Annotated in this window: 19 protein-coding genes; 8 read left to right on the forward strand and 11 right to left on the reverse strand. The window is 61.5% G+C overall.

Going from position 1 to position 25,549, the window contains the following annotated elements; genetic code table 11:
* Positions 1-38: 38 nt before the first annotated feature.
* The 4 genes from HX814_RS27125 to ppsA form a co-directional block, all read right to left on the reverse strand.
* A complete protein-coding gene (locus HX814_RS27125) occupies positions 39-1,034 on the reverse strand; it encodes a zinc transporter ZntB (protein WP_177008969.1) in 996 nt (331 codons plus the stop codon).
* Positions 1,035-1,059: 25 nt separating this feature from the next.
* Entirely contained in the window at positions 1,060-1,551 is a 492-nt protein-coding gene (rraA, locus tag HX814_RS27130; protein ID WP_003215007.1) for a ribonuclease E activity regulator RraA, read from the reverse strand.
* Positions 1,552-1,773: 222 nt separating this feature from the next.
* Entirely contained in the window at positions 1,774-2,763 is a 990-nt protein-coding gene (locus tag HX814_RS27135; RefSeq protein WP_003215005.1) for an alpha/beta fold hydrolase, read from the reverse strand.
* Positions 2,764-2,870: 107 nt separating this feature from the next.
* The gene (gene ppsA / locus HX814_RS27140; protein ID WP_003215003.1) at positions 2,871-5,246 is read right to left on the reverse strand and encodes a phosphoenolpyruvate synthase; all 2,376 of its coding nucleotides are present in this window, start codon (positions 5,244-5,246) and stop codon (positions 2,871-2,873) included.
* Positions 5,247-5,424: 178 nt separating this feature from the next.
* On the opposite strand from ppsA, the gene HX814_RS27145 reads away from it, so the two are divergent.
* Complete coding sequence (locus HX814_RS27145) at positions 5,425-6,243, forward strand: pyruvate, water dikinase regulatory protein (protein WP_003215001.1); 819 nt, start codon at positions 5,425-5,427, stop codon at positions 6,241-6,243.
* Between the two features lie 189 nt (positions 6,244-6,432).
* Here the strand turns inward: HX814_RS27145 and HX814_RS27150 are convergent, their stop codons facing one another.
* Entirely contained in the window at positions 6,433-7,857 is a 1,425-nt protein-coding gene (locus HX814_RS27150; RefSeq protein ID WP_102370226.1) for a PLP-dependent aminotransferase family protein, read from the reverse strand.
* A gap of 150 nt (positions 7,858-8,007) precedes the next feature.
* Here HX814_RS27150 and HX814_RS27155 point away from each other — a divergent pair, with 150 nt between their 5' ends.
* The 7 genes from HX814_RS27155 (at position 8,008) to HX814_RS27185 (ending at position 16,757) form a co-directional block, all read left to right on the forward strand.
* Positions 8,008-8,901: a DMT family transporter gene (locus tag HX814_RS27155; RefSeq protein WP_166742189.1), complete on the forward strand. Its 894-nt coding sequence runs from the start codon at positions 8,008-8,010 to the stop codon at positions 8,899-8,901.
* Position 8,902: 1 nt separating this feature from the next.
* Positions 8,903-10,762 carry a molybdopterin-synthase adenylyltransferase MoeB gene (gene moeB, locus HX814_RS27160; protein ID WP_177015438.1) on the forward strand — a complete coding sequence of 620 codons (1,860 nt, stop codon included), beginning with the start codon at positions 8,903-8,905 and terminating at the stop codon, positions 10,760-10,762.
* A gap of 24 nt (positions 10,763-10,786) precedes the next feature.
* Positions 10,787-11,701, forward strand: a complete 915-nt coding sequence (locus HX814_RS27165; protein ID WP_043225528.1) for a PLP-dependent cysteine synthase family protein — start codon at positions 10,787-10,789, stop codon at positions 11,699-11,701.
* A gap of 22 nt (positions 11,702-11,723) precedes the next feature.
* The gene (locus HX814_RS27170) at positions 11,724-12,716 is read left to right on the forward strand and encodes a serine O-acetyltransferase (protein ID WP_003214992.1); all 993 of its coding nucleotides are present in this window, start codon (positions 11,724-11,726) and stop codon (positions 12,714-12,716) included.
* A 2-nt stretch (positions 12,717-12,718) separates the two neighbouring features.
* Positions 12,719-13,447, forward strand: coding sequence for an alanyl-tRNA editing protein (locus tag HX814_RS27175; RefSeq protein WP_177008967.1), 729 nt, complete (start codon positions 12,719-12,721; stop codon positions 13,445-13,447).
* A gap of 227 nt (positions 13,448-13,674) precedes the next feature.
* A complete protein-coding gene (locus tag HX814_RS27180; RefSeq protein ID WP_003214988.1) occupies positions 13,675-15,420 on the forward strand; it encodes an ABC transporter permease subunit in 1,746 nt (581 codons plus the stop codon).
* A 14-nt stretch (positions 15,421-15,434) separates the two neighbouring features.
* Positions 15,435-16,757: an AAA-associated domain-containing protein gene (locus tag HX814_RS27185; RefSeq protein ID WP_008432668.1), complete on the forward strand. Its 1,323-nt coding sequence runs from the start codon at positions 15,435-15,437 to the stop codon at positions 16,755-16,757.
* Positions 16,758-16,870: 113 nt separating this feature from the next.
* Here HX814_RS27185 and prpD read toward each other — a convergent pair whose 3' ends face one another.
* The 6 genes from prpD to HX814_RS27215 all read right to left on the reverse strand — a co-directional run bounded on the left by prpD (position 16,871) and on the right by HX814_RS27215 (position 25,307).
* Positions 16,871-18,355, reverse strand: a complete 1,485-nt coding sequence (prpD, locus tag HX814_RS27190) for a 2-methylcitrate dehydratase (RefSeq protein WP_177008966.1) — start codon at positions 18,353-18,355, stop codon at positions 16,871-16,873.
* 151 nt (positions 18,356-18,506) lie between these two features.
* On the reverse strand, positions 18,507-19,697 hold the full coding sequence (gene prpF, locus HX814_RS27195; RefSeq protein WP_177008965.1) for a 2-methylaconitate cis-trans isomerase PrpF: 1,191 nt from the start codon (positions 19,695-19,697) through the stop codon (positions 18,507-18,509).
* A gap of 42 nt (positions 19,698-19,739) precedes the next feature.
* Complete coding sequence (gene acnD / locus HX814_RS27200; protein ID WP_177008964.1) at positions 19,740-22,334, reverse strand: Fe/S-dependent 2-methylisocitrate dehydratase AcnD; 2,595 nt, start codon at positions 22,332-22,334, stop codon at positions 19,740-19,742.
* A gap of 201 nt (positions 22,335-22,535) precedes the next feature.
* The gene (prpC, locus tag HX814_RS27205; protein ID WP_177008963.1) at positions 22,536-23,663 is read right to left on the reverse strand and encodes a 2-methylcitrate synthase; all 1,128 of its coding nucleotides are present in this window, start codon (positions 23,661-23,663) and stop codon (positions 22,536-22,538) included.
* Positions 23,664-23,703: 40 nt separating this feature from the next.
* Complete coding sequence (gene prpB, locus HX814_RS27210; protein WP_003214976.1) at positions 23,704-24,597, reverse strand: methylisocitrate lyase; 894 nt, start codon at positions 24,595-24,597, stop codon at positions 23,704-23,706.
* Positions 24,594-25,307 carry a GntR family transcriptional regulator gene (locus tag HX814_RS27215; protein ID WP_008432676.1) on the reverse strand — a complete coding sequence of 238 codons (714 nt, stop codon included), beginning with the start codon at positions 25,305-25,307 and terminating at the stop codon, positions 24,594-24,596. The genes prpB and HX814_RS27215 overlap by 4 nt, the downstream gene beginning before the upstream one ends.
* Positions 25,308-25,549 lie beyond the last annotated feature (242 nt).

The following is a 25,549-nucleotide window of genomic DNA, read 5'->3' on the forward strand; positions in this document are numbered from 1 at the left end:
GTCACATGACCTCTTTCCACGTTCAGGTCACATTCAGCTCAAACCCAACGTAACCGTCGAAACAACCACCATTGCCCGACCGCCACCGTGACCATCATCAGGCAGGCAATCAGGAACCCGTAAGGGCTGGAAGAGAACGGAATTCCGCCTACATTGATGCCCAGCAAACCGGTCAGGAAACTCATCGGCAGGAAGATCCCGGTGATGATCCCGAAGCGGTACATGGTGCGGTTCATGCGCAGGCTCAAACGCCGGTCTTCGGTCTCCAGCACAAGCCCCACGCGCTCCCGGGCCAGCTCAAGCTCTTCCAGGTAGCGGGTCAGGCTGTTGTTCAATTCATTCCAGTAGTCAGCATCGTCGTCACAGAACCAGGGCAATTTGATCCGGGTCAACTGCGCGAAAATATCCCGCTGCGGCGACAGGAAACGTTTAAGCCCGGCGGCGCGCCGACGGATCTGCAAAACGCTGCCGTGCTCCGGAGCATACCGTTCGTCGGCATCCAGTTTTTCTTCTTCGATATCGACGATTTCGGACAAGTCGCTGACCAGATCCTGAACCTTGTTGGTCAGGTACTGCGCCATATACAGGACCAGTTCCGAGGAAGTCTTCGGCCCCTTGCCGTCTGCCAGTTGCACCAGCAACTCGTCGGTGGCGCGCAATGGGCGCAAACGCAGGGAAATCACCCGCGCTGCCGAGGCAAAGATCCGCACCGAGACCATGTCTTCCGGTTCGGCGCCGGGATTGAGGTTGACCCCGCGCAAAAACAGCAGCAGTTCGGCATCCGGCAGCGGCAACAGGCGTGGGCGAGTGTTCTCCTCCAGCAGCAGGTCACAGGCGAATTCGCTGAGGCCGCTGGATTTGCGCAACCAGGTCTGGGTCTGGGGATGGCTACGGTCCCAATGCAGCCACAGGCTTTCCTGAGGCTGCAGTTGCAGCTCATCAAGCTCTGTCCGGGCAATCGAACGCGCACCACCTTTACCGTCCAGCACCAGGGCATGCACCAGCCCCCACTGCGCGTTTTCTTCCTCGAACATCCTCACCCCTGTCGGCTACGGCTATTTATTCAGGCATTTTCAGCGGGCTTGGGGAGACGATCACGCCGTTATTGTCGGCGTACACGTACTCACCGGGACGGAAGGTCACGCCGGCGAATGTCACCGCCACGTTCAAATCGCCAATACCGCGCTTGTCAGTCTTCATCGGGTGGCTGGCCAGGGCCTGCACGCCCAGGTCGGTCTGGGCGATCACGTCGACATCACGGATGCAGCCGTAGATCACCAGCCCTTCCCAGCCGTTTTTCGCGGCTTTCTCGGCGATCATGTCGCCCAGCAACGCGCGGCGCAGGGAACCCCCACCATCGACCACCAGCACCTTGCCGGCCCCATTGAGCTCGGCTTGTTCCTTGACCAGGGAATTGTCTTCAAAGCACTTGATGGTCACGATCTCGCCACCAAAGGAGTCCCGGCCGCCGAAATTGCTGAACATCGGCTCAACCACCTGCACCAGCTCCGGATAGGCGTCACACAGGTCGGGGGTAAGGTAATGGTTCATCGAGAAACTCCTGTAGGTGAAAGAAGGTGTCAAACATCCCACTGTTTACTTACATCTGGAAACGCTTTGCCGTGAAGGTTCTTTAATCCGGGCCGAATAGTCAGGCCCATCGGATAGCAACGCAAGACCCACTGCGCGACTGAATATGACCAGAACCACTCAACGCGTCATATCTTAGCCTCTACGGCAAACAAGCGAAACGCCCCTGATAGAGCCTTGCGCTCAAACCGCTGCCAGTTCCTGCGCCTGCGCCCCCAGCAAAGGTGTAAGCGGATTTTTCAACCAGCGCGTCACCAGCGGCCACACTTCAGCCTGGGCGGCCTTGCTGACGAGCATCTCGACATGCCCGAAATCCCCGCTGAACCCTTGCTGGCGCCCCAGGCACAGGTATTGGCGATGCTCGGAGCCGACCTGCTCAAAGAGCTTGCGACAGGCCCAATCCGGGTCCTGGTGATCGCCGGCGGCGCTCACCGCCAACAGCGGCACGTCAACCTCGGCCAGGCCTTTCCACCAATCCTGCTTACCTTCGCCAAAGCGGCCGAACAGCCCATTCCAGCGCATGGCTTCAATCAATACGCCCGCCGGCTCGTCCTCCGGGCCGCGTTTCCACCGAGCGCCGGACAATTGGCCGAAACGTTTCAAGAGCAGGCGACCGGTCCACTCCACCGGTGGCAACTTCAACGGCCAATGCGTGCGACTGACCTGGCAGCCAAACAGCGCCACCGAGGCCACTGCCGGCGCGCCAAGGTGCTGCCCACCCAGGGCCGCAGCCAGGGTTGTGCCACCCAGGGAATGCCCGATCCAGTGGGGAATCTGCCCGCTTTGCTCACGCACGAAGGCGGCAATGGCCGGCAAGTCGTAGCGAGCATAGTCGGCGACACGATTCCTGGCGTAGTCCTGGTTGCGCCGGGACAGCCCGTGACCGCGCATTTCCGGGATCCAGACGTCAAACCCTTCGCGCGCCAGGTAGGCGCCCAGGCCGATCCCCTTGGGCGAGTACCAGAAGCGACGGTTGGAAAAACTGCCATGCAACAAAACCACCGGCACGCCCCGGTTTTCCGGGACGTCAGCCAGGCCCAGGCGGGTCACGGCCAGCTCGACGGTACCGTCAGGGCTGTTGCCGGGTTTCAGCCGATACACATCTTCACTCAGGTCGCCACGACGCTCAGCGCTGATCAAGGCGACGGGAAACAGGTTGCTGCTGCTTTGCATAATGCTCTTGCACAAAAAAGGGCGGCGTCCGGAAGGAGTTCCGCCCTGTACAGAATGAGAAATGCCGGCCAACCGCAAGGTTGACCGGCACTTTTGGGTGTTGCGTATTACGCCTGGGCTTGACCTTCAGCCAGGAAGAACCAGGTTTCCAGTACGGAATCGGGGTTCAGCGAGACGCTTTCGATGCCCTGCTCCATCAGCCACTTGGCCAGGTCCGGGTGATCGGAAGGGCCTTGGCCGCAGATCCCGATGTACTTGCCGGCCTTGTTGCACGCCTGGATGGCGTTGGCCAGCAGCTTCTTGACCGCAGGGTTACGCTCGTCGAACAGGTGGGCGATGATCCCGGAGTCGCGGTCCAGGCCCAGGGTCAGCTGGGTCAGGTCGTTGGAACCGATGGAGAAGCCGTCGAAGAACTCCAGGAATTCTTCAGCCAGGATGGCATTGGATGGCAGCTCGCACATCATGATGACGCGCAGGCCGTTCTCGCCACGGGACAGGCCGTTTTCAGCCAGCAGGTCCACCACCTGGCTCGCTTCACCCAGGGTGCGCACGAACGGCACCATGATTTCGACGTTGGTCAGGCCCATCTCGTTGCGCACGCGCTTGAGGGCACGGCATTCCAGCTCGAAGCAGTCGCGGAAGGCTTCGCTGATGTAGCGCGAGGCGCCACGGAAGCCCAGCATCGGGTTTTCTTCTTCCGGCTCGTAAAGCTTGCCGCCGATCAGGTTGGCGTACTCGTTGGACTTGAAGTCCGACAGGCGCACGATGACCTTTTTCGGGTAGAACGCCGCTGCCAGGGTGCTGATGCCTTCCACCAGCTTCTCGACGTAAAAGCCCACCGGGTCGTTGTAGCCGGCGATGCGCTTGTCGACGCTTTCCTTGATGTCCGGCGGCAGGCCGTCGTAGTTCAGCAGGGCCTTGGGGTGCACACCGATCATGCGGTTGATGATGAACTCCAGGCGGGCCAGGCCCACACCGGCGTTCGGCAATTGCGCGAAATCGAAGGCGCGGTCCGGGTTGCCGACGTTCATCATGATCTTGAACGGCAGGTCGGGCATGGCGTCGATGGAGTTTTGCTTGATATCGAAGCCCAGCTCACCTTCGAAGATGAAGCCGGTGTCGCCTTCAGCGCAGGACACGGTTACGCCCTGGCCGTCTTTCAACAGTTGGGTGGCGTTACCGCAACCGACCACTGCCGGAATCCCCAGCTCGCGGGCGATGATCGCCGCGTGGCAGGTACGCCCGCCACGGTTGGTGACGATGGCGCTGGCGCGCTTCATCACCGGTTCCCAGTCCGGGTCGGTCATGTCGGAGACCAGCACGTCGCCTGGCTGGACCTTGTCCATCTCGGACACGTCCTTGATGATCCGCACCTTGCCGGCGCCGATGCGCTGGCCGATGGCACGGCCTTCCACCAGCACGGTGCCGGTTTCTTTCAACAGGTAGCGTTCCATGACGTTGGCCGAGGTGCGGCTCTTCACGGTCTCAGGGCGGGCCTGGACGATGTATAGCTTGCCGTCGTCGCCGTCCTTGGCCCATTCGATGTCCATCGGGCACTTGTAGTGCTTCTCGATGATCATCGCTTGTTTGGCCAGTTCGCTGACTTCGGCGTCGGTCAGGCAGAAACGCGCGCGTTCGGCCTTGTCGACATCAACGGTTTTCACCGAGCGACCGGCCTTGGCCTCGTCGCCGTAGATCATCTTGATCGCCTTGCTGCCCAGGTTGCGGCGCAGGATGGCCGGGCGGCCGGCTTCAAGGGTGTGTTTGTGGACGTAGAATTCGTCCGGGTTCACCGCGCCTTGTACGACGGTTTCGCCGAGGCCGTAGGCGCCGGTGATGAACACCACGTCGCGGAAGCCCGATTCGGTGTCCAGGGTGAACATCACGCCGGCGGTGCCGGTTTCCGAACGCACCATGCGCTGCACACCGGCAGACAGGGCCACCAGCTTGTGGTCGAAACCCTGGTGTACGCGGTAGGAAATAGCACGGTCGTTAAAGAGGGAGGCAAACACTTCCTTGGCTGCGCGGATCACGTTTTCCACGCCGCGGATGTTCAGGAAGGTTTCTTGCTGGCCGGCAAAGGAGGCGTCCGGCAGGTCTTCGGCGGTGGCCGAGGAGCGCACGGCGACAGCCATGTCGGGGTTACCGGCCGACAGCGTGGCAAACGCGGTGCGGATCTCGGCGTTGAGCTTCTCGGGGAATTCGGCTTCCATGATCCATTGACGGATCTGGGCGCCAGTCTTGGCCAGGGCGTTGACGTCATCGACGTCCAGCGCATCGAGGGCGGCATGGATCTGATCGTTGAGGCCGCTCAACTCGAGGAAATCACGGTAAGCCTGGGCAGTGGTGGCAAAACCACCTGGCACCGATACACCGGCACCCGCAAGATTACTGATCATCTCGCCCAGGGATGCGTTCTTGCCCCCTACGTGCTCTACATCATGGACGCCGAGCTTATCGAGGGAAACTACGTACTCTACCAAGGTGATCTCTCCACTTTCTGTGTTGGAAAAGCTCAGGACGCCGGCGGCTCAGTAGGAGCGGTTACCGGCGTTTGTGGCCTGGACCTGGAAAATAAGTGAGAATGCGGCCCACTGCGGGACGGCAAAATCGCGCCTATCATATCCAAGATTCGTCATCAGCTTAAGGCCCAAGGCTCAAATGAAACGATCTGCTTTCTTTATCTCCGACGGCACCGGCATTACAGCCGAAACCCTGGGTCAAAGCCTGCTGGCGCAGTTCGAAAACATTACCTTCAGCAAATTCACGCGACCCTATATCGATAGCGTGGATAAAGCGCGAGCCATGGTACAACAAATCAATCTGGCGGCCGAAAAAGACGGATTTCGTCCGATCATTTTCGACACCATCGTCAATCAGGACATTCGTGAGATCCTCGCCACCTCCAATGGTTTCATGATCGACATCTTCTCTACCTTCCTGGCGCCGCTGGAACAAGAGTTAAGTGAACATTCGTCATACTCTGTCGGAAAATCTCACTCCATTGGCCATAACTCCAACTATATGGAGCGGATCGAGGCGGTGAACTTTGCCCTCGACAACGACGACGGCGCCCGCACCCACTACTACGACAAGGCTGATTTGATCCTGGTGGGCGTGTCCCGCTGCGGCAAGACGCCGACCTGCCTTTATATGGCCATGCAGTTCGGGATTCGCGCGGCCAACTACCCGCTGACCGAAGACGACATGGAGCACCTGACGCTGCCGAGCGCCCTGCGCGCGCACCAGCACAAGCTGTTCGGGCTGACCATCGACCCGGACCGCCTGACGGCGATTCGCAACGAGCGCAAGCCCAATAGCCGTTACTCCAGCTATGCTCAGTGCGAATTTGAAGTGCGGGAGGTGGAAAATCTGTTCCGCCGGGAAAATATTGCGCACATCAATTCCACGCATTTTTCGGTGGAAGAGATTTCGGCGAAGATTCTGGTGGAGAAAGGGGTGGAGCGGCGGTTCAAGTAACTCCGCGCTCTGGCCAAGGTGCTTGTGTGGCGAGGGAGCTTCTGTGGCGAGGGAGCTTGCTCCCGCTCGACTGCGCAGCAGTCGCAAACCAGACGACTGGTATTTAGTGAATGGCTTTGGGGCTGCTTCGCAGCCCAGCGGGAGCAAGCTCCCTCGCCACAGGGGCCATGTTCACAACAAGCTGTTGGTTCACAGATGAAACCGCCCCCCACCCTGCCCCAGCGCCGTCGCCAGCGCATCGAACCCATCCAGCAGCAACTGATCATCCCCCGACGTATTGCAGATGCTCGCCCGAATGAATTGCGGCACCGCCGTCTGCCCCACCGCGAACGCTTCGGCTGTCGCAATCAGGTAATTGTTCTGCTTTAACTCCGCTTCGATTTCCGACGCGCGCCATGGCTCCGGGACTTCGATCCAGAAGTGCGGGCTGTTCAGGTGAGTGCGGTACTCCAGCCCGATCAACAAACCTTCCACCAGTGCCTTGCGGCGGCTGATTTCCTGGATCTGCTGGTGCAACAGGTGTTCCGCCGTGCCGTTTTCGATCCACTGGGTCGCCAGTTCCAGGGTGACCGGCGTGGCCATCCAGCAGGTGGAACGCAAGGCCGCAGAAATCCGGCTGACCAGCGCCGGCGGTGCATGCACGTACCCAACGCGCAAGCCTGCCGATACCGCCTTGCTCAGGCTGCTGATCAGAATCGTACGCTCCGGGGCAAAATGACTCAGGGGCGGCGGACGGTCTTCCACCAGCACACCGTGGGCCTCATCCTCGAGAATCAGCAGGTTGTGTTCCCGACAGACCTTCACCAATGCCTCACGGCGCGGGACCGATAGCACCGCTGTCGTAGGATTCTGGATGGTCGGCGTGCAGTACAACGCCGACACCCGGTGATTGCGGCAGACTTCATCCAGCGCCCCCGGCAGCAGCCCTTCTTCATCCATTTCCAGGCCGATCAGGCGGATGCCCAGCATGCGCGCGGCGGTGATCAACCCTGGATAGGTCAACTGTTCGGTCACCACCGTATCGCCGGCTCGCAACAGCGCCATCATTGCGCAGAGCAACCCATGCTGGCCGCCGTTCACGCAAATCACCTGCTCGGGAATCGGGTGGAAATCCCGCTGCACCAGCCACTGCGCACCCGCCGCCCGGTAACGCGGCAGCCCGGCATCCGGGGTGTAGGCACTGATGTCCTGCAAGAACTTGGCGTTGTTCGCCAGCGTCTGGAAGCTCTGGGCCAGGAACGTGGTCTCCTGCCCGGGGATGTGCATGTTGCGGCTCATATCAAAGTATTGCCGCGGCTCGTCGCTGAAGTTGCGAAAGCCTTCATCCCGTTGGCGCTCCATCCCACGCTTGCGTACGAAAGTGCCGTCGCCCACCCGCGCCACTACCAGCCCCAGGCGTTCCAGCTCACCGTAGGCGCGGCTGATGGTGCCAATGGTTACCCCCAGATTGTCGGAAAGCACCCGATGAGGCGGCAGTTTTCTTCCCGGTTCAATCAAGCCTTCAAGGATGCCTCGCTCCATGACATCGGACAGGCGCTTGTACTTCACGCCCTGCCCGTTGGAGAGTCCTTCTCGCATAATTGACACCATGTCAATATTTGTTTTGACAGCCATCATTCGCCCTAATAGTGTGCTTTTACGGGTTCAATCACCGAATCATGGCACTCAATATAGAGGTCAATTCGGTCTCATGGAAGCAATGTCACGATGCCAATGTCCGCCGTTCTCGAAAATGCTGAAAAAACAAAAACTCACAAGCAGTGGTTGGCCGGGCTGATTACCAGTGTGATGTTCCTGATCGTGTGTCTCAGCTGGGGCACTACCTGGCTGGGCATCAAGATCGCCGTGGAAAGCGTGCCACCGCTGACCTCCGCCGGGCTGCGGTTCCTGATCGCGTTTCCGCTGTTCCTGTGTTTCGCCTGGGTGCGCCGCGAGCCGATCCTGTTTCCCCGGGAAAGCCGCTGGTTCTTCGTGTTTGTGACGCTGTCCTACTTCAGCGTTCCGTATTACCTGCTCAACTACGGCGAGATGCATGTCTCGTCCGGCCTCACCGCGCTGCTGTTCAGCTGCATGCCGGTGTTTATCCTGATTTTCTCCGCGCTGTTCCTGCGCGAGCGCATCTACTTTTCCCAGGTGATCGGCATCGCCATCGGGTTCGGCAGCCTGTACATGATCATCAAGAGCCAGGGCCTGCACCTGGACCATGCCGAGTTCTTCGGCGTGCTGGCGATCCTCGCCGCCGCGATCATGCACGCCTTGTGCTACGTGATTACCAAGAAACAAGGCAGTGCCATCAGCGTTATCACCTACAACACGCTGCCCATCGGCATCGCCGGGTTGATGCTGTTTGTCGCCGGGCTGTGGTTTGAAACCCCGACCTTTGAAGACATCACCCTGCGTTCCTGGAGTGCGCTGTTCTACCTCGGGCTGGTGGCCTCGGTGGGCGGCTTTATCGTGTATTTCATGCTGCTCAAGCGCCTGAGCCCGATCATTTTGTCCTTCGTGTTCATCATCTTCCCGGTGTTCGCGGTGATCATCGGGGCCTGGTACGAGGGCGTGCAGATTTCCAGGGACCTGATGATGTATTCGGCGATCCTGCTGGCCGGCTTTGCCATCACCAAGCTGCCCATCGAAAAGCTCCTGGCGAAGAAAAACTGAGATGAAGGTCCTGAGCCCAAGCGCACTGGAGCAGATCTACGCCCACGCCGACCGCAGCTACCCCGAGGAATGCTGCGGTTTCGTTTTCGCCGATGGCAGCGTGTACCTGGGCAGCAACATCCAGAACGAGCTGCACCGCAAGAACCCGGATATGTATTCACGCAGCGCCGCCAACGGCTACACCTTTTCGGTGGCCGACACGCTGATGATGAACAAGGCGTTTCGCAGTGATAACCCGGTGGTGGTGATCTACCACTCCCACCCTGACGTCGGCGCGTATTTCAGCGACGAAGACCAGGACAAGGCCCTTTTCATGGGCGAGCCGATCTACCCCGTAAGTTACCTGGTGGTGGATGTTCGCCAGGGCAAGACCCAAGGTTCCAAGCTGTTTGCCTGGGATGGCAAACACTTCGCCCAAAAACCCTTCAACGACCTGCAAACGGAGTTGTGCATGAACGCTGTCTCTTTCCCCGACATCCTGGTCCGCGTGGCCAAGCTGCCAGCATCGACCCTCGAGGGTGCCGGATCGACATTGCGCGAAGTCATTGAAAACCTCTGCATCGAGCACCCGCAATTGCGGGCGCACCTGCTCTACGAGAACAACCAGCTCAAGGAACACTTCCTGTTCACCGCCGAAGAGGAACTGATCGACGCCAACGACCGGTTGCCCGAAAAAGCCAAAATCGAAGTGTTGCTGGCCACTTCCGGAGGCATGGACGTCGACCAACTGAGCAACGAAGAAGTGCAGCGCTACGTGCGCCACATCACCCTGCCCGGCGTCGGCCGCGAAGGCCAGTTGAACCTGAAGAAAGCCCGCGTGCTGATCATCGGCACCGGCGGCCTCGGTTCGCCCATTAGCCTGTACCTGGCGGCAGCCGGCATCGGCACCCTGGGGCTGGTGGATTTCGACGTGGTGGAAAGCAGCAACCTGCAACGCCAGATCGTCCACGGCAACAGCACCCTGGGCCTGCCCAAGGTCGAGTCCGCCAAGCAGCGCTTGCAGGACCTCAACAGCCACATCCAGATCAACACCTACGACACCGCCTTCAACACCGACAACGCCCTGGAACTGGTGGGCGCCTATGACCTGGTGATCGACGGCACCGACAATTTCGAAACCCGCTACCTGGTCAACGACGCTTGCGTGCAGTTGGGCAAGCCGTTGGTGTACGGCGCCATCTACCGCTTCGACGGGCAGATCAGCGTGCTCAACTATAAAGGCGGGCCGTGCTATCGCTGCCTGTTTCCCCAGGCACCACCGGCGGAACTGGCGCCCAACTGCAGCGCCGGCGGGGTCATCGGCGTATTGCCCGGGGTGGTCGGAATGATCCAGGCCACCGAGGCGATCAAGCTGCTGATCGGCATTGGCGAACCACTCTCGGGCCGGCTGATGCGCTTTGATGCGCTGGCGATGAAGTTCAGCGAGATCCGCTTCAAGCGCCGCGCCGACTGCCCTTGCTGCTCGGAACTGCGCCACAGCCAAACCATCGCCCCCGCCGTCTGCGCCGACTCCCTGCCAAGCCAACCGTCGCTGGCCGAAGAACGCTACATCAAGCCGCGGGTGCTCAAGCAACTGCTCGAGCAACACAGCAAGGCCGACGTACTGCTGGATGTGCGGGACGCCAGCGAGCTGGAAGTGTGCAAGTTGCCGGGGGTGGTGCACATCCCGCTGGCCGAGCTCGACGGGCAACTCGCCAACCTCAGCCGCGACAACACCCACTACCTCATCTGCTACGCCGGGACCCGCGCGGAGCAAGCCGCCAGCACCTTGCTGGCCGCCGGATTCGCCAACACAAAAGTACTGCAAGGTGGCATGAAACACTGGGTTCGCGACGTCGAACCCGACATGCCTTTGTACTGATCAGCGGCCATGGGCTCTTACTTGATGTTGCATAACTCGATACTCGACGCCATTGGCCAAACGCCCATCGTGCGCCTGGAACAGTTTTCCGAAGACCTCGGCATCGAGGTCTACGCCAAGCTGGAATCCCTCAACCCCGGCGGAAGCCACAAGGCACGCATCGCCCTGGGCATGATCCTCGACGCCGAGCGCCGGGGCATTCTGATTCGTGGCTCAGGGCAAACCATCATTGAGCCCAGCGGCGGCAACACCGGCATCGGCCTGGTGATGGCCGGTAACGTGCTGGGCTACAAAGTGGTGCTGGTGATCCCCGACAACTACAGCCCCGAGAAGCAGAAACTGCTGCGCCTGTACGGCGCCAGGGTGGTGCTGTCGGACAGCCGCCTGGGCAACAATTCCCACGGCGAAAAGTGCATGGAGCTGCAGCTGGAAAACCCCAGCTACGTGATGCTCAACCAGCAGCGCAACGGCGCCAACCCGCAGACCCACCGTGACACCACCGCCCGGGAAATCATCCGCGCCTTCGGCGAGCTGCGTGTGGACTACTTCGTCAGCGGCATCGGCACCGGGGGCCATATCACCGGCATCGGCGAAACCCTCAAGAGCACCTGGCCGGCGATCCGCGTGATGGGGGTGGAGCCGGAAGAGTGCGACCTGCTCAGTGACCGCCATGCGCCGCACCATATCCAGGGCCTGTCGATCGGCTTGATCCCGAGCATTCTCAACGTCGCGATCATTGACGGAATGCTCAAGGTGTCGCGCCAGGAATGCCTCGATATGATCAAACGCATCATGCGCACCGACGCCATCAGCCTCGGGCTGTCGTCGGCCGCCAACATGGTAGCCATCGCCAAGCTGGCGCCGGAGCTGCCCACCGACACCGTCGTGCTGACCATGGTCTACGACAGTGCCGACAGCTATCTGCCCTGTTTTGAATAACAACTATTGCGGGGGTGCCTCCATGGGGGGCTTTATCGACATGCAACAACTGCACGATGAGTTGCTCACCCACCTCATCACCACGCTTACGCCTGCGCAGTTGAAGCAGCTGGAGGCGCATCTCGCGCCGCTGATCCAGGCGGCGGCCCAGGCGGTGGCCGAAGACCTGATCGCCTATGCCTGGCGCGACCCGGCGTCCCGTGGGCGCGGAGAGCTGATCCTGGAGTCCTACGCCTCGTTCAAGGCCGTGCTGTATTACCGCCTGGCCCACCTGGTGTGGAATTTCCCGGACAAGAACAACGGTGTGTTTTCCGCCATCGCCCTGAAGCTGAGCAACCAGGGCAAGATCCTGTCCGGCGCCGAAATTCACCCCGCGGCGCGGATCGGCCGGCGCTTTGTGCTGGACCACGGTTACGGCACGGTCATCGGTGAAACCTGCGAGATCGGCAACGACTGCTACATCCTCTGCGGCGTGACTCTCGGCGCCCGGGGCATCGCCAACAACCCGGACGGCAAGCGCCACCCGCGGCTGGGCAACAACGTGGAAGTCGGCTCCGGCGCGCGGGTGCTCGGTTACGTGCTGATCGGTGACAACGTGTTCATCAGTCCGTCCTGCGTGATCACCCAGGACGTGCCGGCCGGCACCAAGGTCAAGGTGGTCAACCAGATCCAGTTGCAGAAAAACGATGAGTCGGACCACAGCAATTACCTCGGCGCGTTTGCCCTCGACGAACGCCTGCACGTGGTGGGCGAAGTCAACGCCAGCCACAAGGTGACGGTATTGGACGCTGACTTTCATCCCCTGCCCGGCCTGCTGCTGGAGCCGACAGTCAAGGAACGTCATCACCTGCAATTCCGCCTGCGGCACATCGAAACCAACGCCTACCCGCCGCGCCTGCCGCTGAACCTGAAAGTGACCGGGCCCGAATTTGAAATCACCCTGCTATCTCCTCCTGGCTTGAGCGCGATGGTTCGTCGCCTGCTGCAAGCCAGCCCACTGATCGTCGGAGGTTGAACATGTCCGTGCACACCATGGAAACCCTCGCGCTGTTCGACAGCGCGCCTTACCAGAATGCCTTCAGTGCGCGGGTGATTGCCGTCAGCGAACAGGGAATCGCCCTGGAGCACACGCTGTTCTACCCCACCGGCGGCGGCCAACCGGGGGACACCGGCCATTTCATCCTGCCCAACGGCAGCCGCGTCGACATCACCGGCACCGTGCGTGACCCGGTACTGCGCTCGATCATCTGGCACCAGGTAGAACACTGCCCCGAGCAACTGGCCGCCGGGATGCAGGTCGACGCCAGCCTGGACTGGGAACGTCGCTACCAGCACATGAAAATGCACACCTGCCTGCACCTCCTGTGCTCGATCATCGACGCTCCGGTGACCGGTTGCAGTATCGGCGCCGACAAGGGCCGCCTGGATTTCGACCTGCCGGAAATGACCCTCGACAAAGAGACCATCACCCGTGACCTCAATGCCTTGATCGAACAGGCTCATGGGGTGAAAACCCTGTCCATGCCCGCCTCGGAGTATTCAACCCTGCTGCAGATCACTCGCACCCAGGCGGTGGCGCCACCGGTCATCCAGGGGGCAGTACGGGTGATTGAAATCGCCGGGATCGATATCCAGCCCTGCGGCGGCACCCATGTGACCAATACCGAGGAAATCGGCCGGGTGTTCTGCGAAAAAATCGAGAAGAAGAGCAAACACAATCGCAGGGTGATCCTGCGGTTTGAATAACCGCCGAGCGACGACCGGGGCGCCGACGCCCTAGTCGCCGTTCGTACAGGAAACTGACAGCAAATTTATGCGCTTGTAACATTCAGAAACGTACAATCCCGCCAGCAACGCCTCGTTGCCCCTGACTCGCGAAAACAGCGCCCGCCCTTCTCGGTGGGTCATTCGTGCAGCAGCTAAGCTCACTCCCATCACGCCCCTGAACCTGAACGCTGCAGGAATGACTGCCTATGAAAAGAGTGTTCCGTCACTACATCCCTGCATCCACATTGCGCTTGCTCCCCAACCGCTGGGATTTGGTCGCCCTGCCCCTGGTGATCGGCTTTTTACTGTTTTTCTCCATCACTGCGCGGGAAACCTGGGCGCCTATCGCCACCCTGCAGAGTGAAGTGATCTCGCTGGACCCGGCCAACCTGCCGGAATACGCGATGCGCACCACGATGCGCATGCTGGCGGCGATGGTTGCAGCGCTGGTGTTCACCCTGTTGTACGGCACCCTGGCCGCCAAAAGCCGGCGCGCCGAGAAACTGCTGGTGCCCGTGCTCGACATCCTGCAATCAGTACCAGTGCTGGGTTACATCTCGTTCACAGTGACGTTCTTCCTGCTGCTGTTCCCCGGGCGTGTGCTCGGCGCGGAGTTCGCGGCCATCTTTGCGATTTTCACCAGCCAGGCCTGGAACATGACGTTCAGCTTCTACCAGTCGCTGCGCATGCTGCCCCATGACCTGGTGGAAGTGTCGACCAACCTGCGACTTTCCGGTTGGCAGCGGTTCTGGAAGCTCGACGTGCCCTTCGCCATGCCCGGGCTGGTGTGGAACATGATGATGAGCATGTCCGGCGGCTGGTTTTTCGTGGTCGCCTCCGAGGCCATTACCGTCGGCGACAAGACCATCACCTTGCCGGGCGTGGGCTCATACCTGGCCCTGGCGATTGCCCAGAAAGACCTGCACGCCGTGGGCTACGTGATCCTGGCGATGATTGTGGTCATCCTGATGTACGACCAGTTCCTGTTCCGCCCACTGGTGGCCTGGGCCGACAAGTTCCGCATGGAGACCACCGCCTCCCAGGGTGCCGCGCCGCAATCCTGGCTGCTGAACCTGATCCAGCGCACGCGCATCGTCCAGCGCATCCTGCGGCCTGTCACCCGCGCCATCAGCCGCATTGGCAACAAGCGCTTCAGCCTGGCGGGCGGTGCACTCAAGGCGCTGCCGGCAGAAACCCCGAAAGCGTCAAAAGTGATCGACTGGGTATGGGGCGCACTCATCGCGCTGCTGGCCGCTTATGCGCTGTACCACATCGTGCAGTACGTCGGCACCGAAGTGACCCTGGCCGAAGTCGGCCATGTATTCGTGCTAGGGCTGATCACGTTGTTGCGGGTGGTCGGCCTGATCCTGATAGCCTCGCTGATCTGGGTGCCGCTGGGCGTGATGATCGGCTTGCGCCCTGCGCTTGCGGAAAAAATCCAGCCGCTGGCGCAGTTCCTTGCGGCCTTCCCGGCGAACCTGCTGTTCCCGGTGTTCGTCATCGTGATCCTGCACTACAACCTCAACCCGGATATCTGGCTGAGCCCGCTGATTGTGCTGGGCACCCAGTGGTACATCCTGTTCAACGTGATCGCCGGAGCCAGCGCGTTCCCGAATGACTTCAAGGAAGCCGCCGCCAACTTCCGCATTCGCGGCTGGTTGTGGTGGCGCAAGGTGATGCTGCCGGGGATTTTCCCGTACTACGTCACCGGCGCGATTACCGCCTCGGGCGGTGCCTGGAACGCCAGTATCGTGTCCGAGTACGTGTCCTGGGGCCACGACAACGTGGTCGCCCACGGGCTGGGCGCCTACATCGCACAGACCACCGCGGCCGGCGACTTCCCGAAGATCGCCCTGGGCGTGGTGGTGATGTCGATCTTCGTGGTGGCGTTCAACCGCGCTGTGTGGCGGCCGATGTACGCCATGGCTGAAAACAAACTTCGTCTGAATTGATGGGACTCGCTGTGATGACTACCTATACCGAGCATGCCGCCGACACTCCGGAAATCTACTCGTTGAAAAACGTGAACCGGGTGTTCGGCAAAGGTAAAGACGAGCTGCAAGTCCTCAGCGGCGTGAACTTGAGCCTGCACGAAGGCGAGATTGTCGGCATGCTCGGCCGGTCCGGCTCGGGCAAGTCGACCTTGCTGCGCATCATCGCCGGGCTGATTCAGCCGTCGTCGGGCGAAGTGCGCTACAACGGCGCGCCACTCACCGGCCCGGCCGAAGGCGTGGCCATGGTGTTCCAGACCTTCGCGCTGTTCCCGTGGCTGACCGTGCTGGAAAACGTCGAGGCCGGCCTGCAAGCCTTGCAGGTCGAGCGCAAGGAATCCCGCAGGCGCGCCCTGGCGGCCATCGACCTGATCGGCCTGGACGGTTTTGAAAACGCCTACCCGCGCGAACTGTCCGGCGGCATGCGCCAACGCGTAGGTTTCGCCCGCGGGCTGGTGGTCAACCCGACCCTGTTGCTGATGGACGAACCGTTCTCGGCGCTGGACGTGCTCACCGCTGAAACCCTGCGCACCGACTTGCTGGATCTGTGGAGCGGCAAGCAACTGCCGATCAAGTCGATCCTGATCGTGACCCACAACATCGAAGAAGCGGTGCTGATGTGCGACCGCATCCTGGTGCTGTCGTCCAACCCTGGCCGGGTGGTGGCCGAGATCAAGGTGCCGTTTGCCCACCCGCGCAACCGCCTGGACCCGACCTTCCGGCAAATGGTCGACGACATCTACGCCCTGATGACCGACCGCCGCAGCGCCGACGCGAGCAGAGGTTTGCCTGAGCTGAAAATGGGCAGCCTGTTGCCGGAAGTCTCCACCAACCTGATGGCTGGCCTGATCGAAACCCTGGCCGCCGAGCCCTACAATGGCCACGCCGGCCTGCCTACCGTGGCTGAACGGCGTTTGCTGGAAGTCGACGATCTGTTCCCGGTGGCGGAGATGCTTGAGCATTTGGGCTTCGCCGAACTCAAGGGTGCCGATATCACCCTGACCGATGCCGGCAAACTGTTCGCCGACTACGGCACCCAGGAGCGTAAAACCCTGTTCGCCGAACACTTGATCCGCCACGTGCCATTGGCCGCGCGCATTCACCAGGTGTTGCTTGAGCGCAGCGGCCACCGGGCGCCACGGGTGCGCTTCGAGCAGGAGCTGGAAGACTCGATGACGGAAGCCTTTGTGGAGAAAACCCTGGAAAGCGTGGTGGCCTGGGGGCGGTATGCGGAGATCTTCTCCTATGACGACCATACCGAGACATTCAGCCTGGATGATGTGGAAGGCAGCATGTAGGTTTAATGTGGGAGCGGGCTTGCTCGCGAATGCGGTGGATCAGCCATATATGTATTGGCTGACACTCCGCATTCGCGAGCAAGCCCGCTCCCACATTTGACCAGTGGTGTTCTTCAGATGACGAACAGGTCCACAAACCGGTTTACCGGAGTGGCCTCAAGCCGTGCCTGATCCTTGCACAGCGCAAAAATCTCGGCACTGCGCTGCGCGGTAAACCGGGTCGCCAGGTTGGCCTTGAACTTGTCTTCCAGCAACGGAATGCCATCCACCCGACGGCGACGGTGGCCAATCGGGTATTCCACGGCCACCTGTTCGGTGCTGGAACCATCCTTGAAGAACACCTGCACCGCATTGGCGATGGAGCGCTTGTCGGCCTCCAGGTATTCGCGGCTGTAGCGCGACTCCTCGACGATGACCATCTTTTCGCGCAGCTCATCGATGATCGGATGGGCCGCGTGGAATTCATCTTCGTATTGCTCGGCCACCAGGTTGCCAAACGCCAGCGGTACGGCGGTCATGTACTGCAGGCAATGATCGCGGTCCGCCGCGTTGGCCAACTGCCCGACCTTGGAGATGATCCGGATCGCCGATTCGTGGGTGGTGATGACAATCTTGTCGATCTCATGCAGGCGGTGCTTCACCTGTGGGTGCAGGGTGACTGCTGCCTCGCAGGCGGTTTGCGCATGGAACTCGGCCGGGAAACTGATCTTGAACAGCACGTTCTCCATCACATAAGTGCCGTAGGGCTGCGACAGGCTGAAGGCGCGCTTGTCTTCGGGCTTGAGCGCCAGGTCCTTGTTGGTGTGGCTGAACAGCACGTCATAAAAGCCCCATTGCGGCGCGCTCAACACACCGGGAATCCCCATCTCGCCGCGCATGGCGATGTCGGCCAGACGCACCCCGCGACTCGACGCATCCCCCGCCGCCCACGACTTGCGCGAACCGGCGTTCGGCGCATGACGATAAGTACGCAACGCCTGGCCATCGACAAACGCCTGGGACAATGCCGACAGCAGCTGCTCACGGTTGGCGCCCATCAGTTTGGCGGTGACGGCGGTGGAGGCGACTTTCACCAGCAGCACGTGGTCAAGGCCGACACGGTTGAAGGAGTTTTCCAGGGCAATCACACCCTGGATTTCGTGGGCCATGATCATCGCCTCAAGCACTGCCCGCACGGTCAGCGGTGCGTCGCCGTTGGCCACGCGTTTTTGCGAGAGATGGTCGGCGACCGCGAGGATGCCACCGAGGTTATCGGAAGGGTGACCCCATTCGGCGGCAAGCCAGGTGTCGTTGTAGTCGAGCCAGCGCACGATGCAGCCGATGTCCCATGCGGCCTTGACCGGGTCCAGGCGGAACGAGGTGCCCGGCACCCGTGCGCCGAACGGCACCACCGTGCCTTCCACGATCGGCCCCAGGTGCTTGGTGCACTCCGGGAAACGCAGGGCCAGCAGGCCGCAACCGAGGGTGTCCATCAGGCAGTTGCGGGCGGTGTCCAAGGCATCGCGGGATTCGATCCTGAAGTTAAGGACGTAGTCGGCGATGTCCTGCAGGACCTGGTCGTAGTCGGGGCGGTTGTTCTGGTCGACGTTGGCGCTCATGGCAGTACTCCAAAGTGGGTTAGGTGTGGTCCATCCTCAGGGTCAGGGTTGAAGTTTTATAAAAGGCAGGTCTTGGTGCCTGCCTGTGATCGTTCCCACGCTCTGCGTGGGAATGCCGCCTTGGACGCTCCGCGTCCCGTACGGCGCAAGGTTAGAAAGCATCGCCGGGTACGCGCACGAACCCTTCCATCAAAACCCGCGCACTGCGGCTCATGATGGCTTTTTTCACGACCCATTCACCGTTGACCTGGCTGGCCTCGGCGCCTACCCGCAGCGTCCCGGACGGATGCCCGAACCGCACGGCATTGCGCTCCACGCCGCCCGCCGCCAGATTCACCAGCGTGCCGGAAATCGCCGCCGCCGTGCCAATCGCCACCGCTGCCGTGCCCATCATTGCGTGGTGCAATTTGCCCATGGACAACGCCCGCACCAACAGGTCGACATCGGCCGCCTTGATCGCCTTGCCACTGGATGCCACGTAATCCGCAGGCCGCGCCACAAACGCCACCTTCGGCGTGTGCTGCCGCTGGGCCGCTTCGTCCAGATGCTTGATCAAGCCCATGCGCAACGCACCGTGGGCACGAATGGTTTCAAACATCGCCAGGGCCTTGGGGTCGCTATTGATCGCGCCCTGCAGCTCGGTGCCGGTGTAGCCCAGGTCCTGGGCGTTGATAAAGATGGTGGGAATCCCGGCATTGATCAGGGTCGCTTTGAACGTGCCGACACCCGGCACTTCCAGGTCATCCACGAGGTTGCCGGTAGGGAACATCGAACCACCACCGCCCTCTTCTTCCGCCGCCGGGTCCATGAATTCCAGCTGCACCTCGGCGGCCGGGAAGGTCACGCCGTCGAGTTCGAAGTCGCCGGTTTCCTGCACCGCGCCGTCGGTGATCGGTACGTGAGCGATGATGGTCTTGGCGATATTCGCCTGCCACACCCGCACCACGGCCACGCCGTTGTGCGGAATGCGCGCGGCATCTACCAGGCCGGCGCTGATGGCGAACGAACCCACCGCCGCCGACAGGTTGCCGCAGTTGCCGCTCCAGTCCACGAACGGTTTGTCGATGGACACCTGGCCGAACAGGTAGTCCACGTCGTGATCGGCGCGGGTACTTTTGGCCAGGATCACGGTTTTGCTGGTGCTGGAAGTCGCGCCGCCCATGCCGTCGATTTGCTTGTCATACGGGTCGGGGCTGCCGATCACCCGCAACAACAACGCATCCCGCGCCGCGCCCGGCACCTGGGCCGACTCGGGCAAATCCTTGAGGCTGAAAAACACGCCTTTACTGGTGCCGCCACGCATGTAGGTGGCGGGAATCTTGATCTGCGGTACGTGTGCCATGGTGGTCCTCATGGGCCGGGGCGTTGACCCCGGCCGCAGTTATCAGGCAGTTACAGCCGATTCCAGGAAGTCCTGGGCAAAACGTTGCAACACGCCGCCCGCCTCGTAGATCGACACTTCTTCAGCCGTGTCCAGCCGGCAGGTCACCGGCACCTCGACACGCTCGCCGTTCTTGCGGTTGATCAGCAACGTCAGTTGCGCACGCGGGGTGCGTTCGCCGATCACGTCGTAGGTTTCAGTGCCGTCGATCTTCAGGGTCTTGCGGTCGGTGCCCGGCAGGAACTCCAGCGGCAGCACGCCCATGCCCACCAGGTTGGTGCGGTGGATGCGCTCGAAACCTTCGGCGGCAATCGCTTCAACACCGGCCAGGCGTACGCCCTTGGCCGCCCAGTCCCGGGACGAACCCTGGCCGTAGTCGGCGCCGGCAATGATGATCAGCGGCTGCTTGCGCTCCATGTAGGTTTCGATGGCTTCCCACATGCGCGTGACCTTGCCTTCCGGCTCCAGGCGCGCCAGCGAACCCTGCTTGACCTTACCGTCTTCAACCACCATTTCATTGAACAGTTTCGGGTTGGCGAAGGTGGCGCGCTGCGCGGTCAAGTGGTCGCCACGATGGGTCGCGTAAGAGTTGAAGTCGACTTCCGGCAGGCCCATTTTCGCCAGGTATTCGCCCGCGGCGCTGTCGAGCATGATCGCGTTGGACGGCGACAGGTGATCGGTGGTGATGTTGTCCGGCAGCACCGCCAGCGGGCGCATGCCCTTGAGCGGACGTGCACCGGCCAGGGCACCTTCCCAGTACGGCGGGCGACGGATGTAGGTGCTCTGCGGGCGCCAGTCGTACAGCGGCGTGACCTTCGGGCCGGTGTCTTCGTGGATCGCGAACATCGGGATGTACACCTGGCGAAACTGCTCCGGCTTGACCGACGCCTTGACCACCGCGTCGATTTCTTCGTCGCTTGGCCAGATGTCCTTGAGGCGGATTTCCTTGCCGTTGGCGTCCAGGCCCAGCACGTCTTTTTCGATGTCGAAACGGATGGTGCCGGCAATCGCATAGGCCACCACCAGCGGCGGCGACGCGAGGAACGCTTGCTTGGCGTACGGGTGGATACGGCCGTCGAAGTTGCGGTTACCCGAAAGCACGGCGGTGGCGTACAGGTCGCGGTCGATGATCTCTTGCTGGATCACCGGATCGAGTGCACCGGACATGCCGTTGCAGGTGGTGCAGGCGAACGCCACCACACCAAAACCGAGTTGCTCCAGTTCGGTGGTCAGCCCGGCTTCGTCGAGGTACATCGCGACGGTTTTCGAACCCGGTGCCAGGGACGACTTGACCCACGGCTTGCGGGCCAGGCCGAGCTTGTTGGCATTGCGTGCCAGCAGGCCGGCGGCAATCACGTTGCGCGGGTTGCTGGTGTTGGTGCAACTGGTGATGGCGGCGATGATCACCGCGCCGTCGGGCATTTGCCCCGGCACGTCATCCCACTGGCCGGAGATGCCCTTGGCCGCCAGGTCGCTGGTGGCGACGCGGGCGTGGGGGTTGCTCGGGCCGGCCATGTTGCGCACCACCGAGGACAAATCGAAGCTCAGGCCACGCTCGTATTGCGCGCCCTTGAGGTCGTCCGCCCACAGGCCGGTGTGGCGAGCGTACTGCTCCACCAGGGTGACTTGCTCGTCTTCACGACCGGTGAGTTTCAGGTAGGCGATGGTCTGTTGGTCGATGTAAAACATCGCGGCGGTGGCGCCATATTCCGGGGCCATGTTGGAAATGGTGGCACGGTCGCCCAGGGTCAGCGCCGAAGCACCTTCACCGAAGAACTCCAGCCACGCACCGACGACCTTCTGCTTGCGCAGGAACTCGGTCAGCGCCAGCACCATGTCGGTGGCGGTGATGCCCGGTTGCAGCTTGCCCGTCAGCTCCACGCCGACACTTTCCGGCAGGCGCATCCACGAGGCGCGGCCGAGCATCACGCTCTCTGCTTCAAGGCCGCCAACGCCGATGGCGATCACGCCCAAGGCATCAACGTGAGGCGTGTGGCTGTCGGTGCCGACGCAGGTATCCGGGAAGGCCACGCCGTCACGTACCTGGATCACCGGAGACATTTTCTCCAGGTTGATCTGGTGCATGATGCCGTTGCCCGGCGGGATCACGTCGACGTTCTTGAAGGCCTTTTTGGTCCATTCGATAAAGTGGAAACGGTCTTCGTTGCGACGGTCTTCGATGGCGCGGTTTTTCTCGAACGCCTGCGGGTCAAAACCACCGGCTTCGACGGCCAGGGAGTGGTCGACGATCAGTTGGGTCGGCACCACCGGGTTGACCTGGGCCGGGTCACCGCCTTGCAGGGCGATGGCGTCGCGCAGGCCGGCAAGGTCCACCAGAGCGGTCTGGCCCAGGATGTCGTGGCACACCACGCGGGCCGGGAACCACGGGAAGTCGAGGTCGCGTTTGCGCTCGATCAGTTGGCTCAGGGACGCGTTGAGGGTCGCCGGGTCACAGCGACGCACCAGGTTCTCCGCGAGTACGCGGGAGGTGTACGGCAGTGTGGCGTAGGCGCCGGGGGTGATTGCATCGACTGCCGCGCGGGCGTCAAAGAAATCGAGGCGGCTGCCGGGGAGCGGTTTGCGGTGTTCAGTGTTCATCGTCAGGACTCGGTCACAGTAGTTGCAAAAGGAAGAACCGGTGCTGATCCAAGGTGGAATGCGATCAAAATGTGGGAGCGGGCTTGCTCGCGAAGGCGGTGTGTCATGCAACACACATGGCGACTGTCACACCGCCTTCGCGAGCAAGCCCGCTCCCACCTTTTTGATCCGTTTTCACCCCAAGATCAGCGGTTTCTCCACTCAGCGACGTTCGATTGGCACGAACTTGCGCTGCTCAACGCCGATGTACTCGGCGCTCGGACGGATGATGCGGTTGTTGGCTCGCTGCTCGAACACGTGAGCTGCCCATCCTGTCAGCCGCGAGCAGACGAAAATCGGGGTGAACAGCTTCGTCGGGATGCCCATGAAGTGGTACGCCGAGGCATGATAGAAGTCGGCGTTGGGGAACAGTTTCTTCTGCTCCCACATGGTCTTGTCGATGGCTTCGGAAACCGGGAACAGCACGGTGTCGCCCACTTCGTCGGCGAGTTTTTTCGACCAGGCCTTGATCACTTCATTACGCGGGTCGCTGTCTTTATAGATCGCGTGGCCAAAGCCCATGATCTTGTCCTTGCGCGCCAGCATGCCGAGGGTGCCTTCCACCGCTTCCTGGGCGGAAGAGAAACGCTCGATCATCTCCATCGCCGCTTCATTGGCGCCGCCGTGCAGCGGGCCACGCAGGGAGCCGATGGCGGCAGTCACGCAGGAATACAGGTCCGACAGGGTCGACGCACACACGCGGGCGGTGAAGGTCGAGGCGTTGAATTCGTGCTCGGCGTAGAGAATCAGCGACACGTTCATCACCTTGACGTGCAAGTCGCTGGGCTTCTTGTCGTGCAGCAGGTGCAGGAAGTGCCCGCCGATGCTCGGCTCGTCGGTCACGCAGTTGATGCGCTGGCCGTCGTGGCTGAAGCGGTACCAGTAGCACATGATCGCCGGGAACGCGGCCAGCAGGCGGTCGGTCACGTCGCGCTGCACGCTGAAGTCTCTCTCCGGCTCGATGTTGCCCAGGAACGAGCAACCGGTGCGCATCACGTCCATCGGGTGCGCGTCGGCGGGGATGCGTTCCAGCACTTCTTTCAGCGCCTGGGGCAGGTCGCGCAGTTTGCCGAGCTTGGCGGTGTAGGCGGCCAGTTCGGCTTTGGTCGGCAGTTCGCCGTAGAGCAGCAGGTAGGCGACTTCTTCAAACTGGGCATCGGCGGCGAGTTCGCGCACGTCGTAGCCGCGATAGGTCAAGCCGGCACCGGCCTGGCCCACGGTGGACAGTGCGGTTTGCCCGGCAACCTGGCCACGCAGGCCAGCTCCACTGAGTACTTTTGCTTCGGCCATGGTTATCTCCAATCTTGTAGTTATTAGTGAGGCGCTCGCGTTACTTCTTGGCGGCGAACAGCGCGTCGAGCTTCTGCTCGAAGGTGTGGTAGTCGATGCGATCGTAAAGCTCCATGCGGGTTTGCATGGTGTCGATCACGTTCTGCTGGGTGCCGTCGCGACGGATCGCGGTGTAGACGTTCTCGGCCGCCTTGTTCATGGCGCGGAAGGCCGAGAGCGGGTACAGGACGATGGAAACATCCGCAGATTTCAGTTGATCGACGGTATAGAGAGGTGTCGCACCGAATTCGGTGATGTTGGCCAGGATCGGCGCTTTCACGCGAGAGGCGAACAGCTTGTACATCTCAAGCTCAGTGATGGCTTCCGGGAACACCATGTCGGCACCGGCCTCGATGCAGGCGGCGGCACGTTCCAGGGCGGATTCCAAACCTTCCACGGCCAGTGCGTCGGTGCGGGCCATGATCACGAAGCTGTCATCGGTACGCGCATCCACCGCAGCCTTGATGCGGTCGACCATTTCCTGCTGGGACACGATTTCTTTGTTCGGGCGATGGCCGCAACGCTTGGCGCCCACCTGGTCTTCGATATGGATCGCCGCCGCGCCGAACTTGATCATCGACTTGACGGTGCGCGCTACGTTGAACGCGGAGGAGCCGAAACCGGTGTCCACGTCCACCAGCAGCGGCAGGTCGCACACGTCGGTGATGCGGCGCACGTCCGTCAGCACGTCATCCAGGCCGGTGATGCCCAGGTCCGGCACACCGAGGGAGCCGGCAGCCACCCCGCCACCCGACAGGTAGATCGCCTTGAAGCCGGCGCGCTTGGCCAGCAGCGCATGGTTGGCGTTGATCGCGCCGACTACCTGCAACGGGTGCTCGCTGGCAACCGCGTCACGGAAACGCTGGCCTGGAGTGGTGTTGTTATTGGAACTCATGACTCACCTCGTGATTGGGGAGCGCCGTCCGGGAAGTGACGGGCAATGTTGCGTTTGGAGGCGCCGATATGCCGGCGCATCAACAACTCGGCCAGTTCACCGTCGCGATCGGCAATCGCGTCAAGAATGCGGTGATGCTCGGCAAAGGCCTGGCGTGGACGATTGGGGGTGGCGGAGAACTGGATGCGGTACATGCGCACCAACTGATACAGCTCGCCGCACAACATTTGGGTCAGGGTGCGATTACCGGCGCCTTGAATTATCCGGTAATGAAAATCGAAGTCGCCTTCCTGCTGGTAGTAGCCGACACCGGCCTGGAAGGCCGCATCGCGCTCGTGGGTGTGCAACACCTGGCGCAGCTCTTCGATCTCGGCGTCGGTCATGCGCTCGGCGGCCAGGCGGCAGGCCATGCCTTCCAGGGATTCGCGGATTTCGTAGAGTTCGATCAGTTCTTCATGGCTCAACGAGACCACTCGCGCGCCCACATGGGGGATGCGCACCAGCAGGCGCTGGCCTTCCAGGCGATGAATCGCCTCGCGCAGCGGGCCACGGCTGATGCCATAGGTGCGCGCCAGTTCCGGCTCGGAGATCTTGCTGCCGGGGGCGATTTCGCCCTTGACGATGGCGGCCTGGATACGCCGGAAGACGTTCTCGGACATGGTCTGGGAATCGTCTTGGGCCATCACTGGGGTTTCCAGTTGATCCAGCATATTGTCGACACCTTTAAAAGCAATGCCGCAAAAACTAGCCAATCAGCCCCGGATAGTCAAAGAATAAATACACATTGTCGACAATCGTCTAATAACCCGCCTTGCACTCTATCGGGGCATGGCCGGCTGCCAGCGCTGGCGCCAGAAAACCTTCATGTTAGAATGCCGGCCACTTTTGCCTCACATCCCTGGATGAAAAGGCGCACGAGGGAGCTTGCGCAGCAATGCCAGTCGCCTTGAAT

The sequence above is a fragment of the Pseudomonas sp. C8002 genome, assembly GCF_013385765.1.
In the GTDB taxonomy this organism is placed as follows: Bacteria; Pseudomonadota; Gammaproteobacteria; order Pseudomonadales; family Pseudomonadaceae; genus Aquipseudomonas.